This window comes from Streptomyces sp. NPDC008317 (genome assembly GCF_042955955.1).
Classification (GTDB): Bacteria; Actinomycetota; Actinomycetes; order Streptomycetales; family Streptomycetaceae; genus Actinacidiphila.
In genome coordinates, this window is the sequence record NZ_JBIBFQ010000009.1 from 126,839 (window position 1) to 145,106 (window position 18,268).

The 18,268-nt window shown below is 71.6% G+C and carries 9 protein-coding genes and 1 riboswitch; of the genes, 6 read left to right on the forward strand and 3 right to left on the reverse strand.

Annotated features, from left to right (window positions below; genetic code table 11):
* Window positions 1-4: 4 nt before the first annotated feature.
* Window positions 5-1,552, forward strand: coding sequence for a peptidoglycan DD-metalloendopeptidase family protein (locus tag ACFY9V_RS27160; RefSeq protein ID WP_391163376.1), 1,548 nt, complete (start codon window positions 5-7; stop codon window positions 1,550-1,552).
* A 335-nt stretch (window positions 1,553-1,887) separates the two neighbouring features.
* On the opposite strand, the gene pcrA is transcribed toward ACFY9V_RS27160, so the two are convergent.
* Window positions 1,888-4,356, reverse strand: coding sequence for a DNA helicase PcrA (pcrA, locus tag ACFY9V_RS27165; RefSeq protein ID WP_391163378.1), 2,469 nt, complete (start codon window positions 4,354-4,356; stop codon window positions 1,888-1,890).
* Between the two features lie 341 nt (window positions 4,357-4,697).
* Between pcrA and ACFY9V_RS27170 the strand changes: the two genes are divergently transcribed.
* The 5 genes from ACFY9V_RS27170 to ACFY9V_RS27190 all read left to right on the forward strand — a co-directional run bounded on the left by ACFY9V_RS27170 (window position 4,698) and on the right by ACFY9V_RS27190 (window position 10,442).
* Window positions 4,698-5,828 carry an NlpC/P60 family protein gene (locus ACFY9V_RS27170; protein ID WP_391163380.1) on the forward strand — a complete coding sequence of 377 codons (1,131 nt, stop codon included), beginning with the start codon at window positions 4,698-4,700 and terminating at the stop codon, window positions 5,826-5,828.
* Between the two features lie 166 nt (window positions 5,829-5,994).
* A riboswitch (cyclic di-AMP (ydaO/yuaA leader) is annotated at window positions 5,995-6,149 on the forward strand.
* 7 nt (window positions 6,150-6,156) lie between these two features.
* Window positions 6,157-7,233 (forward strand): NlpC/P60 family protein, encoded by a 1,077-nt coding sequence (locus ACFY9V_RS27175; RefSeq protein ID WP_391163382.1) that lies wholly within the window; start codon window positions 6,157-6,159, stop codon window positions 7,231-7,233.
* Window positions 7,234-7,529: 296 nt separating this feature from the next.
* Window positions 7,530-7,661: a hypothetical protein gene (locus ACFY9V_RS27180; protein WP_355336827.1), complete on the forward strand. Its 132-nt coding sequence runs from the start codon at window positions 7,530-7,532 to the stop codon at window positions 7,659-7,661.
* 7 nt (window positions 7,662-7,668) lie between these two features.
* Window positions 7,669-8,781 carry an NlpC/P60 family protein gene (locus ACFY9V_RS27185; RefSeq protein WP_391163384.1) on the forward strand — a complete coding sequence of 371 codons (1,113 nt, stop codon included), beginning with the start codon at window positions 7,669-7,671 and terminating at the stop codon, window positions 8,779-8,781.
* Between the two features lie 134 nt (window positions 8,782-8,915).
* Window positions 8,916-10,442, forward strand: coding sequence for a VWA domain-containing protein (locus ACFY9V_RS27190; RefSeq protein WP_391163386.1), 1,527 nt, complete (start codon window positions 8,916-8,918; stop codon window positions 10,440-10,442).
* A 71-nt stretch (window positions 10,443-10,513) separates the two neighbouring features.
* Here the strand turns inward: ACFY9V_RS27190 and ACFY9V_RS27195 are convergent, their stop codons facing one another.
* Window positions 10,514-11,314: a hypothetical protein gene (locus ACFY9V_RS27195; RefSeq protein WP_391163388.1), complete on the reverse strand. Its 801-nt coding sequence runs from the start codon at window positions 11,312-11,314 to the stop codon at window positions 10,514-10,516.
* A complete protein-coding gene (locus ACFY9V_RS27200) occupies window positions 11,311-17,874 on the reverse strand; it encodes an RHS repeat-associated core domain-containing protein (RefSeq protein WP_391163391.1) in 6,564 nt (2,187 codons plus the stop codon). Before ACFY9V_RS27200 ends, ACFY9V_RS27195 begins: the two co-directional genes overlap by 4 nt.
* Window positions 17,875-18,268: the final 394 nt, after the last annotated feature.

Consider the following 18,268-nt stretch of genomic DNA (forward strand, 5'->3'; position numbering starts at 1 on the left):
GGCGGTGAACGAACGTCCTGCGTCGGGGTACGCCCCCGACTACGACGCCTACGGGTACGACGCTTATTCCACGGGCGCCTACCAGACCGTCGGCACCACCTTCGCTGACGCCGATCCGCTGTACGGCCACGCGCCCGACGCGACCGGTAGTTACGCGTATGCCCCGCAGCCCCCGCAGTACACACACGGGTACGGCTACGACACCGGTTACGGCTACGACCAGGGGCAGCCGCAGGCCCAGACCCAGGTCCAGCAGCCCCACGTACCGGCGCAGTCCCAGCCCGCCGACGCGTACGACACCGGCACGTACACCTCGTACGACACGGGCGTCTACGACACCGGCATGTACGCGGCCGGGACCGGGACGTACGACACCGGGACGTACGACACCGGCGGCTACGCGGCGTACGACCCGTACGCGACGCAGGCCGCGGGGACGTACTACGACACGGGGACGTACGACAGCACGGCGTTCTACCAGCAGCCGTATCAGGAGCCGCAGGCTCCGGCCCAACAGCCGCAGCAGGACTGGGACTCGGGCGCGTATCCGACGTACGGCTACGGGTACGGCTACGACGCCAGCGGCGACACCGGTGTGTACGAGCAGATGGCGCCGGTCCACGAGGAGCCGCAGCCGCACCCGCGGGTCGAGGAGCCGGTGGCGGAACCCGCCGCGATGACGGCCGAGTTCGAGGCGGTCGACGCGGTCGAGCCCGTGACGGCGACGGCGACGGCGACGGCCGAGGCGGCCCGCGACGACGAACCGGCCGTGGAGCACGCCTACGCGGACGCGTTCCCGGCGGACGGCGAGCCGGTGGCGCGCAGCCGACGACGAAAGCCCGCCCGGCGGTCGGCGCTGCTGACCGTGGCGGTCCCCTCCGTCGCGGTGATGGGCGTGGCGGCCGTGGGCGCGGCGGCGGTCTCCGGGGTCGGCGTCGCCGAATCCTCGAAGACGCAGGCCGACGGCGGGAGCGCGGCGACGGACGCGAACGCGCCGACGACGCAGTTCGACCGGCAGCTCGCCGGGGTGAGCGCCGACGCGAACGACTTCGCGGACCGCGCGAGCCGGACGCAGGAGCGGATCGACCTCAAGGACCGCGAGGCGGCGGCGAAGAAGGCCAAGGCGGACGCGGCGGCCCGCAAGGAGGCGCTGCGGCCGAAGTTCCTGCTGCCGGTGACGGAGAAGGGCCTCAGCGCGTACTTCGGCCAGGCCGGCGTCAACTGGATGGCGCTGCACACCGGCATCGACTTCCCCGTGTCGGTGGGGACGCCGGTCATGGCGGTCACGGACGGCACCGTCCGCACGCAGTGGAACAGCTCCTACGGCAACATGGCGATCGTCACGGCGGCCGACGGCACGGAGACGTGGTACTGCCACCTCAGCAGTACGAAGATTCGCAGCGGGTCGGTCAAGGCGGGCACCGTCATCGCCTACTCCGGCAACACCGGCAACACCACCGGTCCGCACCTGCACCTCGAGGTGCGGCCCCACGGGGGATCTCCGATCGATCCGCTGCCCTGGCTTCTGGCCCACGGGCTCGACCCCCGCTGACGCCCTGCGGGCGGGCCCACTCGCGACGTCCACCCTGCGCATGACGGTGCGCCCCGTCAGGGGCGCGGCCCCTGTGCGTCCACCCTGCGGGTGGGCTGTGCCCCGTCTGGGGCGCTGGGGGCACCCCCGGCCGGAGGTGGGGGGAGGAACTGCGCGGCCGACCGCCGCGCTCCCGCAGGTCACCACCCGCCCCGGCGGGGCAGTCCGGTTGTCGCCGGACCACCCGCCGGTGGGGGCTTGTCGCGCAGTTCCCCGCGCCCCTAAAAACCAGGCCCCGCGCAAGGTGAATCCCACGGGGGCCGCGCCCCTAAAAACCAGGCCCTGCGCGGGAGGGGCTAGAGCTTTTCTACGGGGGCGTAGCGGAGAAGAAGCTGTTTGGGGCGTTCGTCGCCGAAATCGATGGTGGCCTTTTCGTCGCCCGGCTGGCCGGTGACGGAGATGACGGTGCCAAGGCCGAACTGGTCGTGGGTGACGCGGTCGCCGACCTTGAGGGAGATGACGGGGCGGTCACCGGAGGAGCGGCGGGTGGCGAAGCCGCCGGCGGCGCCGGACCGGCCGCGGGCGGTGACGGAGGAGGCCGCGGAGGCGGACTTGGTCATGGGCCCCGAGGACCCCCCGGCGGAGCCGAGCCGCTTCCATTCGATCAGCGTCGGCGGAATCTCCTCCAGGAAGCGCGACGGCGGGTTGTAGGAGGGCTGGCCCCAGGCGCTGCGCATCGTCGAGCGGGTCAGGTAGAGCCGTTCGCGGGCGCGGGTGATGCCGACGTAGGCGAGCCGCCGCTCCTCCTCCAGCTCCTTGACCTGGCTGAGCGCCCGCATGTGCGGGAAGACGCCGTCCTCCATGCCGGTGAGGAACACCACGGGGAATTCCAGGCCCTTGGCGGTGTGCAGGGTCATGAGGGTGATGACGCCGCCGGAGTCGTCCTCGTCGGGGATCTGGTCGGAGTCGGCGACCAGCGCGACCCGTTCCAGGAAGTCGGCGAGGGTGCCCGGCTCGTCCGCGTCCCGCTCCTGCTCGAACTCCAGGGCCACGGCGGCCAGTTCCTGGAGGTTCTCCACGCGGGTCTCGTCCTGCGGGTCGGTGGACGCCTGCAACTCGGCCAGATAGCCCGTGCGTTCCAGCACGGCCTCCAGGACGACCGCGGGGCCCGCGCCGGACTCCACGATGGTGCGCAGCTCCTCCAGGAGCGTGTTGAAGCGCTTGACGGCGTTCGCCGAGCGGGCCGCCATCCCGTACGCCTCGTCCACCCGCCGCAGCGCCTGCGGGAAGGTGATCCGCTCGCGCGCGGCCAGCGCGTCGATCATCGCCTCGGCGCGGTCGCCGATGCCGCGCTTGGGCACGTTGAGGATGCGGCGCAGCGGCACGGTGTCCTCGGGGTTGGACAGCACCCGCAGATACGCCAGGACGTCGCGGACCTCGCGCCGCTCGTAGAAGCGGACGCCGCCGACGACCTTGTAGGGCAGGCCGACGCGGATGAAGACTTCCTCGAAGACACGGGACTGCGCGTTGGTGCGGTAGAAGACGGCGACGTCGCTGGGGCGGGCGTCGCCCGCGTCCGTGAGCCGGTCGATCTCCTCGGCGATGAACTGCGCTTCCTCGTGCTCCTGGTCGGCGACGTAGCCGACGATGACCGGGCCGTCGCCGGACTCGGTCCACAGGTTCTTCGCCCGCCGCCCCGCGTTGCGCTCGATGACGGCGTTGGCGGCCGTGAGGATCGTCTGCGTGGAGCGGTAGTTCTGCTCCAGCAGGATCGTGCGGGCCTGCGGGTAGTCCTCCTCGAACTGGAGGATGTTGCGGATCGTCGCGCCGCGGAAGGCGTAGATCGACTGGTCGGCGTCACCGACCACGCACAGCTCGGCCGCGTCCTCGTCCTGGTCGGTGCCGACCAGCTCGCGGACCAGCGTGTACTGGGCGATGTTGGTGTCCTGGTACTCGTCGACCAGGACGTGCCGGAAGCGCCGCCGGTAGTGCTCGGCGACGTCGGGGAACGCCTGGAGCAGATTGACGGTGGTCATGATGATGTCGTCGAAGTCCAGCGCGTTGGCGTCCCGCAGCCGCGACTGGTACATCGCGTACGCCTCGGCGAGCTTCTTCTCGAAGGGGTTCTCCGCGGTGGCCGCGAAGGTCTCCTCGTCGATCAGCTCGTTCTTCAGATTCGAGATCTTCGCGCTGAACGACTTCGGCGGGTACTGCTTGGGGTCCAGGTCGAGGTCCCGGCAGACCAGCGCCATCAGCCGCTTGGAGTCGGCGGCGTCGTAGATCGAGAACGACGAGGTGAAACCGAGCGACTTGGACTCGCGGCGCAGGATGCGCACGCACGCGCTGTGGAAGGTGGAGACCCACATCACATTGGCGCGCGGGCCGACCAGCTCCTCGACGCGCTCCTTCATCTCGCCCGCGGCCTTGTTGGTGAAGGTGATGGCGAGGATGGAGCCGGGGTGCACGTGCCGGGCGCCGAGCAGATAGGCGATCCGGTGGGTGAGCACCCGGGTCTTGCCGGAGCCCGCGCCCGCGACGATGAGCAGCGGGCCGCCCGCGTGCTCGACGGCGGCGCGCTGCTGCTCGTTGAGCCCTTCCAGGAGCTGCGCGGGGTCGGTGGCGGGCCGCGGGGCGCCGTCACGGTAATACGCGTCCCGCCCGGTGGCCTGCGGCGGCGGTCCGTCGAACCGGCCGCCGAACAGGTCGTCCGGTACGTGCTCGCCGCCGGGGCCCCCGTCCTCCGGGGGCGGCGGAGCGGTGGGGTCGGCGGGCTCGGGGGCCACATGCAGACCGTTCAGGAAGTTGTCGTCAAAGAGGCTGCTCATCGCTCCCCGAGTCTAGAGCCCGGCACCGACAGCCCACGGCCCTTCCCCGCACAGCCCCCGGCCGACCCCCCACGACCCCCGTACGACGGCCCCCCGGCCGACACCCCAACCCCTTCGCCCGGAACCCCGGCCGACACTCCCGGCCCCCCGCCCAACGGCCGCCTCCGGGGCAACCACGTACCTTTACCCCGTAGTCCCGTTACCACGCACCGTGACAATGGGAAATGATTACGAAAAGGTATCGGGCCTATCGGACACCGCTCTTCCCAGCAGCCCGGAGCGTTGGCTACGGTCTCGCTCCAGCAGCGTCCGGATGGGCGTCCGAAAGGAGTCCGCGCGCCATGGCGACACACCGTAAGGCTCGCGCCGCGATCCTCAGCACCCCCGGCCCGCGTGCGGCCGTGGGGATCACGACGGCCGCGCTGGCCACCGTGACCCTCTTCGCGGAGAGCGCCAGCGCCGAGCCGGCCAAGCCGAAGCAGCCGAGCATCGCCGAGGTGAAGGCGAAGGTCGACGGGCTGACGCACCAGGCCGAGGTCGCCACGGAGAAGTACAACGGCATCAAGGAGTCGACCGACGCGCAGAACGCGAAGGTCAACCGGCTCCTGGAGCAGGCGGCGAAGAAGACGCAGGCGCTGAACGACTCGCGCCGGGTCCTCGGGCAGTACGCCGCCGCGCAGTACCGCACCGGGGGCGACGACTCGACCGGCCGCTACCTGCTGGCCACCGACCCGCAGTCGATGCTCGACCAGGTGCACCTGTCGGACGTGCTCGGCAAGCGGCAGCAGAAGGCCGTCGAGTCGTACCGGGTGCAGCAGGCCGCGGCCACGCAGCAGCGCATCGAGGCGGCCAAGAGCCTGGCGACGCTCACCACCCAGCAGGGCGAACTGCGCACCGCCAAGCGGGATGTGCAGGCCAAACTGGGCGAGGCGCAGAAGCTGCTCAACAGCCTCAACGCGCAGGAGAAGGCGCGGCTCGCGGCGCTGCGGGCCAAGCAGGAGGAAGAGGCGCGCGTCAAGGCCGCCGCCATCGCGGCCAAGGAGAAGGCGGCGGCCGAGGCCGCGGCGAAGGCGGCGAAGGCCGCGAAGGACTCCTCGACGCCGACCGTGCCGAGCACGGGTTCCTCGAAGGCCGACGACGCCATCGCCTTCGCGCGCAAGCAGCTCGGCAAGCCCTACGTGTGGGGCGCGACCGGGCCGACGTCGTACGACTGCTCGGGGCTCACCCAGGCGGCGTGGAAGGCGGCCGGGGTCGATCTGCCGCGCACGACCTGGGACCAGGTGAACGTCGGCACGCGGGTGTCGGAGTCGAATCTCCGGCCGGGTGACCTGATCTTCTTCTACAGCGACATCAGTCACGTCGGCCTCTACATCGGCGGCGGCCAGATGATCCACGCGCCGCACACCGGCACCGTGGTCAAGATCGCCCCGATTACCGAAATGCCGTTCTACGGGGCGGTCCGTCCCGCATAGTCCACCCGGCATAGTCCGACTTGTCCGGACGCCGCCGCGCTCACAAACGGTAAGATCACAAAGCGATTTCGGTCACATTGCAATCCAAACTTCCCAAGGCTCGCACAAGTTGACTACGGTAGCCCGCTAGGTGGTGAGCTTCCCCGTCGGCTGAAGAGCCGACAGCGAATCACCTCCGCTCAATCCGGCCCAGGCCGGAGCCGGGGACCCAACAGCACGTGGGGTGAATCGGAACGGACGCCGCAGCAGGCGTCGGGACCGTAGGGCGACCTTCAGCCCGAACCCGTCAGCTAACCCGGTCGGCGGTATTCGGAAGGAGTCGCCTCCCTTGGCGTCGCACCGCAAGCCGCGCAATCGCATACTGTCCACGGCCGGTCCACGGGCCGCCGTCGGGATCACCACAGCGGCCCTCGCGTCGGTCACCCTGCTCAGCGAGAGCGCCAGTGCGGCGCCCGCGAAGCCCTCGATCACCGAGGTCAAGGCGCAGATCGACCAGCTCAACCAGGACGCCGAGGTAGCGACGCAGCACTTCGACGCCGCCAAGGAGAAGACCGACAACCAGCGGGCCAAGGCCAATCAGCTCCTGGAGCAGGTCGCGCAGAAGACCGCGAAGATGAACGAGACGCGGCGGGTGCTCGGGCAGTACGCCACCGCGCAGTACCGCGACGGCGGCCTCGACCAGACGACGCAGTTGCTGCTGACGGACGACCCCCAGAAGTTCTTCGACCAGTCGCACATGATGGACCGCATCTCCACCACGCAGGAACAGGCGCTGGAGACCTTCAAGGTCCAGCAGGAGCAGGCGTCCATCCAGCGCGCGCAGGCCACCAAGAGCCTCAACGAGCTGACCAGCGCGCAGAACAAGCTCGCGGCGGCGAAGAAGAACGTCCAGACGAAGCTGGCCGCCGCGCAGAAGCTGCTCAACAGCCTCAACGCGCAGGAGCGCGCCAAGCTCGCCGCGATGCGGCCCACCGCCCCGACCAACACCGCGGGCTCCTCGAACTCCTCGAACTCCACGGCGAGCAACGTCAGTTACACCTACAACGGCCCGGCGTCCGGCCGCGCCGCCGCCGCCATCCAGTTCGCGATGTCGCAGCGCGGCAAGCCGTACGGCTCCGGCCGCACCGGCCCCGACGCGTACGACTGCTCCGGGCTCACCCAGGCCGCCTACCGCGCCGCCGGTATCTCCATCGGCCGCACCACGTGGGACCAGGTCAAGGACGGCACGGCGGTCTCGCAGTCCGACCTGCGCCCCGGCGACCTGGTGTTCTTCTACTCCAGCATCAGCCACGTCGGCATGTACATCGGCAACGGCCAGATCGTGCACGCCCCGCACAGCGGCGCGGTCGTCGAGGTTGCCCCGATGAGCTGGATGCCCTTCGCTGCGGCCCGCCGCATCGCCTGAGCCGTATCACCAGGGCCCGCACCGCCTGAGCGCGTGCAGTCTGAGCCCGTATCGCCTGAACCCGTGCAGCCTGAGCCCGCGTCCGCGGAGCCTCAGGACCGCCGGGCTCACAGCCCCGCATAGCACCCCGTGCCCGGTCGGACCTCCCGACCGGGCACTTTGGTCAGCAGGCGCGCGCATATGACCGGGTCACCCGTCGAACGGCGGTCGTTTACGGTCACGGGCCGGTCGAATCGGAGCAGTCCCGGTCTCCTTCCCCTGGCGCACCCCCGGTCAGGTTTAGCGTCGCTACCCAGGTGACCGATCCCCACAGCCGTCAGGACCGTGGCGGCGCGGTCACCCCCGCCGAAGGTCCGGCGGCGCTCTGCTCCCCCGTGCAGGCGTCGCCGGGCCTCCGCGCGGGCCCGTCGGAGCACTGGAAGGAATGACGGCCGCATGGCCTCCCACAGTCCCGCCTCACACCGCAGAACCTCGGCGGCGCGTACGTCCGCCCGCACGTCGGCGCTCACCGCGACCCGCGCCGCCCTCACCGTGGCGCTCGCGTCCGCCGCCTCCGTGAGCCTGCTCGGCGAATCCGCCCTCGCAGACCCGCGGCCGCAGGCACCGGCCTCGCTCAGCGAGGTGAAGGACCAGGTCGACACGCTCTACCGGCAGGCGGAGGCCGCCACCGAGCAGTACAACGGCGCGAAGGAGGAGGCCGATCAGGCCCGCGCCGCGGTCGCCGATCTGCAGAACGAACTGGCCCGCAAGACCGCGCGGCTGAACGCCACCCGCGACACGATCGGCGCCCTCGCGGCGGCGCAGTACCGCACCGGCTCGCTCGACCCCAGTGTGCAGCTCGCGCTCAGCTCCTCGCCCGACACGTATCTGGACCGGGCCGGGATGCTCAACCGCCTCGACTCGCGGACGGCGACCGCGCTCGCGCAGCTCACCGAGGAGCAGCGGGACGTCACCCGTACCCATGACGCGGCCGACGCGAAACTCGACGCGCTCAAGGAGGCGCAGTCCAAGCTGGCCGCGCGCAAGGCGACCGTGCAGGGCAAGCTGCGGGCGGCGCGGGCGCTGCTCGACCGGCTGACGGCCGCCCAGCGCGCGGCCGTCGAGGCCGCCGACACCCCGTCGTCGGGACCGGCCGCCGCGACCCGCGCCAGCGCCCGTACGCCGCTGCCCGGCGACACGACGCCCGTCGCCGCGCCGTCCTCGCGCGCCGCCCAGGCCGTCACCTTCGCCTACCGCGCGCTCGGCCTGCCGTACGTCTGGGGCTCCACCGGGCCCAACTCGTACGACTGTTCCGGCCTCACCCAGGCCGCCTGGAGGGCCGCGGGGGTCTCGCTCCCGCGCACCACGTACACCCAGATCAACGCGGGCACCCGGGTCTCCGAGTCCCAGCTCCAACCCGGTGACCTGGTCTTCTTCTACTCCGGCATCAGCCACGTGGGCCTCTACATCGGCAACGGCCAGATGATCCACGCCCCGCACCCGGGCGCCCCGGTCCGTATCGCCCCGATCTCCGAGATGCCCTTCGCGGGAGCCACCCGCCCCACCTGACCGAGGCCGCCCGCCCGCTGAGCCCGGCCGTCGGCCCGTCCGCCCCGCCCACCGGTCCGCACGTCAGATGTTGATACGAAATCCGGACAAGCTCTTCTCCTGACGAACCGCCCGACTCCGGGCAGACTTGCCCCATGACGTCTACGCCGCTGAGCAAGGGTGCGAATGTGCCGGTCGCCGTGCCCGCCGTACGGGCCGAACTGGCCTGGGGAGCGGGCGGCGGGCCCGACGCCGACGCGTCGGCGCTGCTGCTGGCGGGCGGCGGGAAGGTGCGGGACGACGCCGACTTCGTCTTCTACAACCAGCCAGGACACGCGTCGGGGGCCGTACGGCACGCGGGGAAGCGGCAGGCGGCCGTGGTCACCGACACCATCGAGGTGGACCTGGCGCGCGTCGAGCCGGGGATCGAGCGGATCATGCTGTGCGCGTCCGCCGACGGCGGCACCTTCGGCGCGATGACCGGCCTCGGGCTGCGGCTGCTGGACGCGGCGTCCGGCGCCGAACTGGCGTACTTCCCGGTCACCGCGACATCCGAGACGGCGCTCGTCGCGGGTGAGCTGTACCGGCGCGGCGACGGCTGGAAATTCCGCGCGATCGGCCAGGGGTACGCCTCGGGCCTCGCGGGGCTCGCCACCGATTTCGGCATCAGCGTGGACGCGGAGGAGGAGGAAGCGGCGCCCGTTCCCGTGACGGCGCCCGCCGCCGCGCCGCCGATGCCCGCCGCGCCCCCGCCGCCCGCGTCCCCGTACGCGGCGCCCTCGCCGTACGGCTCTGCGCCCGCGCAGCCCGCTTCCCCGTACGGCTCTGCGCCCGCCCAGCCCGCTTCCCCGGACGGCTCTGCGTACGGCGCGCAGCCCGCGTCCGCATACGCGTCGGCGCCTGCCCCCGGCTCCGGTGCGCCCTCGCTCGTCAAGGGCGAGGAGCACCTGCCGGTCGACATGCGCAAGCGGCTGTCGCTGCGCAAGGAGCAGGTCGCGGTGAGCCTGCGCAAGCACGGCGCCGACAACGTCCGGGCGCGGGTGATCATCGTGCTGGACGCGTCGGGGTCGATGTCCCACCTGTACTCGCGGCGCGTGGTGCACGACGTGGTGGAGCGGATGGCGGCCGTGGCCGCCGCACTCGTACCGGACGGCGTCATGCAGGCGTGGACCTTCGCCAGCAACCCGGCGCGGCTGCCCGACCTCGACCTCGGCTCGCTGCCGCAGTGGCTGGAACTGCACGTCCGGGTCGGCGCGATCGGCATCTTCAAGCGCCGCAAGCCGTCTCCGAACGGCCAGGTGGACATGAAGCTGGTCGGCTTCGGCAACGAGGAGCAGAAGGTCATCGCGCAGGTACGGGACTACGTGCGCGGCGAGCCGTCCGCCGCCCCGACCCTCGTGCTCTTCTTCTCCGACGGCGGTGTCTACCGCAACGCGGAGATCGAGCGCGAGCTGCGCGGGGCCGTCGAGGAGCCGCTGTTCTGGCAGTTCGTCGGACTCGGCCAGTCCAACTACGGCGTCCTGGAGCGCTTCGACACCATGACCGGCCGCCGCGTGGACAACGTCGGCTTCTTCGCCGTCGACGACATCGCCAGCCTCTCCGACGCCGAGCTGTACGACCGCCTGCTCACCGAGTTCCCGACCTGGCTGAAGGCCGCGACGGCCGCGGGCATCCTGCGCTGAGCACGGCGACGGCCGCGGGCATCCTGCGCTGAGCGCGCGCCCGCGGCCGTACGCCTCCACCGGTCGCCGGGTCAGTACCGCCCGGCGACGAGCAGCAGCAGTGCGCCGAGGACGGCCAGCCCGGCCGCCGAGGCGAGCGACGCCAGCCAGGCCCGCGTCCACCGCGGCGCCCGTACGGACCCGTCCCCCGAGGTGCCGGGGCCGGGGCCGCCTCCCGGTTCCGCCCACAGGTAGCCGAAGAAACCGGCCCCCGTCACCGCGCACGCCAGCAGCCACGCGGGGCCGCTCGCGCGCCGGTGCCGGGTCACCGCCAGCGTCCGTACGACCACCAGGAGACCGGCGAGCAGCGCCGCCGCCCGCAGCCACGCCCACGGGGTGAGCAGGACGTAGGCGACGGGCACCAGCAGCGTCAGGCCCCCGGCGCCGTAGGAGCTGTCGAAGCTCCGTACGGCGAGGCCGTCCGCCGCGGGTCCCGCCTGCCGCCTGATGTCCGCGGTGAACTCCCCGACGACACCGTTCCGGCCGCCGGGGAAGGGGTTCGCGGGCCGGTAGGTGTACTGCCGTTCGGTCAGCGGCCCGGCGCTCCAGCGGACGGTGATCCCGGCGGAGCCCTGGTCGTCGACCCGTACCGAGTGGGTCCGCCCGGCCTCGATGTCCCGCGCCAGGGCGCCGGTCGACCCGCCGCCCGGCACGATTCGCAGCAGGACGGTGGCGAACGACAGCACCAGCACGGCCAGCAGCACCCAGCGGGCGGGCCCCCAGAGCCGGTCGAGCCGGGCGGCGGGCCCGGAGCCGTGACCGCCGGAGCCCGGCCCCCCGGGCTCCCCGCCGTCCGGTGCGGCGGGGAGCGTGGCCTGCGGACCGGTGGTCACTCGACGCTCACCGTGACGGACCAGTAGTACTCCTGGTACACGCTCGCTCCTCCGTAGCCCTGCTTGATGTCCGGGACCCCGAAGTGGAAGGCGGACGCGGTGCCGGTGTCGTTGAACGCGGCGAAGGCCACGGTCATGGAGTGGTCCTTCTTGTTCTGGTTGATCACCTGGTACACGAGGTCGTAGCCGCCGGTGAAGGCTTCGGGGACCTTGGTGCCCACGCGCCCCCTGGTGGCCATGCCGCTGAGGTCCTTGGGCAGGTTCTTCATCTTCTCCCCGAGGTTCTTCCCGTCGACATAGTCGTCCTGGCCTCCGAGCGCGTCAATGTCGGCCCCGAAGTCGGCGTCCGAGACCGCCCTGGCCAGATTCTTGATGATCTGGAGACTGTGGCCGTTGAACGCCAACTGCTTGGTGAGCAGGCTGTTCGCGTCGAAGGGCACATTGGCGCCCTTGCCGCCGAGCCACAGTTGCAGCAGGTCGGTCCAGGTCAGTTGCGGCGAGTTGCCGCCCATCTGGTTGCAGGCGGCCATGGTGCCGGAGGTCACGGACGCGCCGACCTTGCAGGGGTTGGTGTTCCCGGCGAGGGCGAGGACGTAGTCGCGCAGTTCCTTGGCCAGCGCCGCGTGGACGTTCTTCTCGTTCTTGTCGTCCTTCCAGGTGTTCTGCTGGAGCGCGGCGAGCGCGTTCTGGCAGGCCCGGTCGCAGCCGCCGCTGCCACTGCTGTTGCTGTTGCCGTTGCCTTTGCCGCCGCTGTGGGACGGCCGGTTCCCCGGGTCGCGGTCCGGGTGGTAGACCGAGCCCTTGCCGGGCACGCCGTTGTGGCAGCCGGTGATGACACCGGTCATGCACTCGGGAACGCCCTCGCCGGTCGGGTCGGCGAGCCCGGTGGGATTGTCGGCGGCGTAGACGTAGCCGTTGAGGGTCTGCGCCTTGTCGGTCTGGAGCAGCGGGTCGACGCTGATGAAGCGGCCGGTCGACGGGTCGTACTCGCGGGCCCCGATGTGGACGAGTCCGGTGCCGGTGTCCGCGGGCTTGCCGAGGAAGGTCTTGTCGTCGGGCCACGCCGTCGCGGGCGCGCTGCCGCGGGCGGCGCCGAACGGGTCGGTGTAGCGCTTGGTGACGGCCTGCGTGCCGGCGTCCACGGCGAGGCTGCTGGTGCCGTGGTTGTCGCCCGCGAGCCAGGTCAGGGTGGTGGCGCCGGACTGGGTGGAGCGCACCGCGATCGCCGGTCCCCCGGCGCCCGCGGTGTAGGTGCGGACCGCCCAGGTGGTGGTCTTCCCGGCGCTGACCTTGCTGTGGATCTCGGTGGCGCCCAGGTAGACGACGCTCTCGCCGTCGCCCGCGGACGCCCGGCGGATCAGCAGGTTGTCACCCGCGTCGTAGAGGTAGTCGGTGACCTTGGCGCCCTCGGTGGTCCTGGTCAGGTCGCCTTCGCTGTTCCAGGCCAGCGTCTGCGAAGTGCCGCTCGGGCCGGGCCGCTTGGTGGTGTCGCCCGCCTCGTCGTAGCCGTACGTGGCGGTCGCCCCGGTGCAGCTCGCCGCCGCCGTGACGGTGGTCAGGGCGTGCGGGTGGGCGGGGTCGTTGTAGCAGGACTGGGCGGTGCTGTCGCCGGTCGCGGTGTGCTGGGTCCGGGTGAGCCGCAGACCCGCCGGGTTGTAGGTCCAGCCGGTGGAGTACGGGGCCGCGCCGCCGGTCGTGGTGCTCGCGCAGTCGGCGTTGGCGGGCGTCCAGGCGCTGGTCATCCGCTGGTAGCCGTCGTAGCCGAAGCACTGCGTGTCGGCCTGCGCGGTGCCGCCCTGCGTGGTCGGGTCGGCGATCTTGGTGACGTTCCCGGCGTCGTCGTAGCTGTAGTTGAGGTCCTGCGTCATGTACGCGTGGGTCTGGTCGGTGACCGAGGAGCGGGTCAGCCGGCTGGTGCCCTCCTCGTAGACGTTGGTGATGTACGCCTTCTTCACCCCGGACGCCGCGGTGGCCAGGGTGAGTTGCTGCGGTTCGCCGAGCGCGGAGTAGGAGGTGTCCTGGAGGTAGCCGCTGGTGCCGGTGGCGGTCTCGATCTGGCCGGTCGGCGTGTAGCCGTAGCTGACCGACTCCTGCGGCAGGCCGCCGACGGCGGGCTCGGTGGTGTGCTGGAGGCTGCCGTCGACGTTGTAGTAGGCGGAGTAGCTGTAACTGGCCTTCGCCGCACCGGACTTCACCAGCGGGTCGTTGGCGTCGAGGTCGATCTCGCTGCCGGTGACGTGGTAGGCGTCGTCGTACGCGGTGACCTTCTGGGTGTACGCCTTCCCGGCCAGTCCGCCGTCGTAGCGGGTGGAGGTGTCGAGCTGTCCAGCGGCGGCCGTGTCGTACGTCCACGCGGCGATCTTCGTCGCGTCGGTCCTGGCCGTCTCCCACTCGCCGGTCTTGCGGCCGAGCGTGTCGTAATCGAACAGCAGCGTCTTGTGCGTGGAGCCGGTCGTCGTGGCGATCTGGTCGAGCGCGTTGTACGTGGTCGACGTGGCGCCCATGTCCGGGTCGTTCGCGGAGACCTGACGGCCGAACAGGTCGTAGCCCCAGCTCCACTTGGCGTTGTCGGGGCCGGTGGCGGTGGACTGCTTGCCGTCCCTGGTCAGGCCGTACAGGGTGCTGGTGTGCGCGGGCAGCGGGGCGGCACCGCCGTAGTCCGCGTCGGCGGGCGAGGCGCCCGAGTAGTCGCGGCGCTCGACGGTGCGGCCGAGCGCGTCGGTGATCACACGGGAGGCGGTGCCGCCCGGCTGGGCGCTGGTGGCCGTCGAGTCGCCGGTGTACGTCGAGGTGACGGTGACGCCCTTCTGCACGCCGTAGACGAGCAGCTTGTCGGAGGTGGTGCGGCCCGCGCCGTCGAAGGTGATCTCGTGCTGGGTGGGCGCGCCGCCGTATTCGGCGCGGGCGTACGTGCCGCTCGGCGTGTGGTCCTGGTCGAAGATCCCGGCGAAGGTCTCGTACGCCAACCCCCGTGAGTCGTAACGGGTGTCGGTGAGGACCCGGCCGCCCAGCGGGCTCGGCGACTGCGTCTGGAGCGGGCGCAGCAGCGCGTCGTCGATCTGGTAGGTGACCCTGCGGACGTTGTTCGGGCCGAGCGTGGAGGTGCTGACGTACGGCGCCGAGCCGCGCTCCATGTGGTAGCCGTAGACGATGCTGGCGCTGTCGCCCGCCGACTTGACGCGGCCCGGCTGCCACACGCCGGTCAGCCGTCCCAGACCGTCGTAGGTCAGCTCGGTCTTCTTGGTGTTGACGTCGTAGGTGGTGGTCGGCAGGCCGCGCAGACCGTCGTAGAAGGTCGTGGTCTTCTGGCTCTTGGCGTTGGTGATCACCGAACGGGTCGGGACGCCCGCGCCGGTCGGGGTGTAGGTGTTGGACGTCGGGTTGCCCGCGCCGTCCTTGGCGAGGGTCATCCGGCCGAGGGTGTCGTAGGCCGAGGTGCCGGTGGTCTGCCAACTACTGGGGTTGCGGTCGCCGTTGGCGTCCGCGCCCGCCGGGTACGCGGCGGCCCGGCCCTTCCACATCGCGTCGCCCTTGGCCGGGCTCTGGTTCGCGGTCCAGGCCGTCGCGGCCGAACTGTCGTAGACGGTCGCGGTGTCGGCGAGCACATCGCCGCGCGTGGTGCTGTTCGCGGGCAGCGACAGCGACGCGTCGGCGGTGCCGCACGGCTGGCCGACCGTACGGACCCTGGAGGTCAGGGAGTTGATGCCCGCGCTGTCGTTGCGGGCGTACCAGGTGCGGGTGCAGGTCTCGTCGCCGCTCTTGGCGGTGTCGCCCGCGTCGTCGACCGTGACCGGCATGCCGTAGGAGTCGTAGGTGCTGGCCGTGGTGCTGGTGCGCCACTTGGCGGGCACGGTCAGATAGGTGTCGGAGTACGTCTTCGCGGTGCGCACGTAGTACGCCTCGACGTCGGCGTACGACTTGTGCTGCGTGGCGGTCCTGACCGACCACGGGTCGTTGACGGTCGCCGAGACGGGCGTGTCCCCGTTGTAGGTGACCTGTTGGCGCTGGAAGCCCGCGTACTGGTCGGAGTCGGTGAGCGCCGCCGTGGTCAGTCCCGGCACGGTCAGCCCCGCCACGGTGACCGTACGGGTGCCGCCCGCCTTCACCTTGTCGCCGTTCATGCCCTGCATGTAGCGGGTGACGGTCCTGAGCCGGTTGCCCGCGCCGGTCCCGGAGTACGAGGTGACCGTGCCGTAGCCGCGGAAGACCGACCAGGTGCGCTCGTCGTCGGGTGTGAACGGGCTGTCGTTGTAGTGCCAGGCCGGGTCGGTGTAGACGTAACTCTGCTCCAGCGCCTCGTTGTTGCCCGCCGGGTCGGAGGTGGTGACGTCCACGACGCGGTACTTGTGGAACCAGTCGAGCCCGGCGTCCTCGGCACCGTTGATGTGCCAGTACTGCGGATAGCAGTTCATGGTGTCGCTGTCCTCGGCGGCGGGCATGTGCGAGCCGCGCACGCACTCCGGCGTCGACATCGTGACGCTGGTGACCGCGCCGGTCTCCGAGGTGACCGACTGGATGCGGGGCCGGTGCAGCGGCAGGATGTCGTCGGTGGCGTCGACCCGGTTCGCCAGCATCTGGTAGGTGAACGACACCGGGTCCAGCGGGACCGCGGTGCCGGCCTCGCCGGTCCGCTTGATCGAGTCGAGCACCAGCGTCTGGTCGCTGCTGTCGCCGAGGTCACCGGCGTCCAGGTACTTCTCCGCCAGCGCCCAGGTGTCGACGGGCGTGTACGAGGTCCCCGAGAGCACCAGGGCCTGCACCGAGGTGAGGCGCTTGCGGGTGAAGAACGACGGCGCCTGGGCGGCGCAGTCGGTGTCGGACGCGCCGGAGGCGCAGATCGCGTCGAAGGGCACGTCGGGCCAGTTGTGCGCGGTGTCCTTGGTCAGCTTCGAGCAGTCCGAGGCGGTGCAGCGCTCGGTGTAGCCGAAGGTCACCTCGTAGGGCGCGGTGGCGCTGAAGAGCGTGTCGGAGCGCTGCCCGTAGAGGATCTTGTCGAGGTGACCGCCGCGCGTGTAGGAGGCGTTGGCGGTCTTCGAGCCGTTCTTCTTGTAGAAGTTGGACTCCGCCGTGTACCAGTACGACTCGGCGTTGCCGTGGGTGTCGACGACGTAGTCGAGGTTCCAGCGCCACGCCTGGTTGTAGGAGCGGTCGGCGAAGGCGCTGCCCTTGGCGTAGCCGGGCTCGCCGGAGTCGTCGCCGAACACCGGGACGGTCCATACGGAGTTGGTGCGCTGCGTGCCCGCGCCGGTGAGCTTGTTGAGGCCGAAGACGTACTGGGTGCCGTCGCCGGTCGTCACCGTCCAGTACTCGCCCGCGCCGTCCACGCTGTCGCCCTCGTCGCCGTTGTCGGCGCCCGTGGAGTGGGTGACGGTGGAGGCGTCGTCGTCGGCCAGCCGCCACTTCCCCGTGGTGTCGTCCTTGACCAGCTCCGTGGACTTGCCGTTCAGGACGACCGAGGCGTTGTCGAACTTCCAGCACTGGTCGAAGACCTCGGCGTGCCCGTCCTTGTCGCAACCGCCGTACTGGCGCTCGACGTAGGAGTCGGCGGAGACGGTGAAGCCCTCACCGACCTGCGAGCCCTGGTTGTTGGTCGATGCGGTGCGGCCGTCGATGCTGCCGGAGTCGTAGGTGAGCGTCACCGCGGGCACCGGGCCCGCGACGGACGGGGCGACCTCCATCGGGTACGACCAGTCGAAGGAGCCGGAGGAGGTGCCCGCCGACCACTTGGAGGACGCCGACAGGGGGGTGGCGCCGTAGTCGCCGCTGCCCTTGGCGGACTCGCCGCTGTCGGCGGTGACGGCGAAGGCGCTCAGGGTGCCGGCGTCGGTACCGGCCGCGGCGGGGGCGTCGTCGGTGGCGTCAGCACCGGCGTCACCACCAGCATCGGCACCGGCATCGGCGCTGACGTCGGCCGAAATCGTCTGCCGTGCAAGGTCGTTGACGGACGAAGGGACCGGGGTCCGGGTCCTGCACCGCGCCTTCTGCGGGGTGGTCAGGGCGCACGCCGGGAGCCGCACCAGGCGCAGGCGGCCGGACCAGTCGCCGCCGTAGGCGGAGGCGAAGGAGGAGTAGTCGACGGAGACGTGGACGCGTGCGCCGGCCGGGCCGGTGTGCGCGGCGGAGGCCGAACTCGCCTCGCGCGCCCGCGGTGTGACGGCGAGCAGCACACCTCGTACGCCTGCCGCGTCCGTCGCGGCCCGGTCCAGGACGGTGACCTCGGAGGTGCCGGACACGGCGCTCTTGAGGGTGCTGCCCTTGGGCCAGGTCGTGTGCTGCTCGGCGAGCGCGCGCCGCGCGCGCCGGTCGTCGGCCGCCTTGCCCGCCGCGGCCTTCGCGCGGGCCTGCTGCGCGCCGAGGCCCGCGGTGTGCACCGTGCCGTTGCGCGGCGCGGGCAGATCGGGGCGGCCCAGCGGCCCCGGCGCGGCGTGGGCGAGCGGGCTCAGCCCGACCGGCACGGTCAGCGCGGCGGCGAGCGCCACGACGAACAGCTTGGCGCGCCTGCCCGGCAGGTACGCGCGGGCGCGTGCCCGCCGCCCGCGGCCGGCGAATCCCGATCTCACGATGACAACCCCCTGGTGAATGACGGCCGCGGACCGGAGCACCGCGGCACGAGCAGTCCCGACACCGGCCGCGGACGGACATCCCGCCCCGCGGCCGTACAACCCCACGAACGATCACCACGCGCCCGGCCGGGCCGGTCCGTCCCGCCCCGCCCGGCGGCCGTCACCCGCCGACGGCCGCGGCGGCCCGTTCCCGACGCGCCGCCGCCCCGGCCGTGTCGCCGCCGCCGGAGGAGAGGGCCGTTCGCGAGGCGACGGTCCCGGACGGGGCGGAAGCCGTGGACGCTTTTGTATTCGCGCGGGAATCCGGACGGGCGGAATCCGGACGGGCAGAATCCGTATAGCCGGAATCCGGAGCGGCGGAATCCGGACGGCCGGAATCCGTAGGCGACGT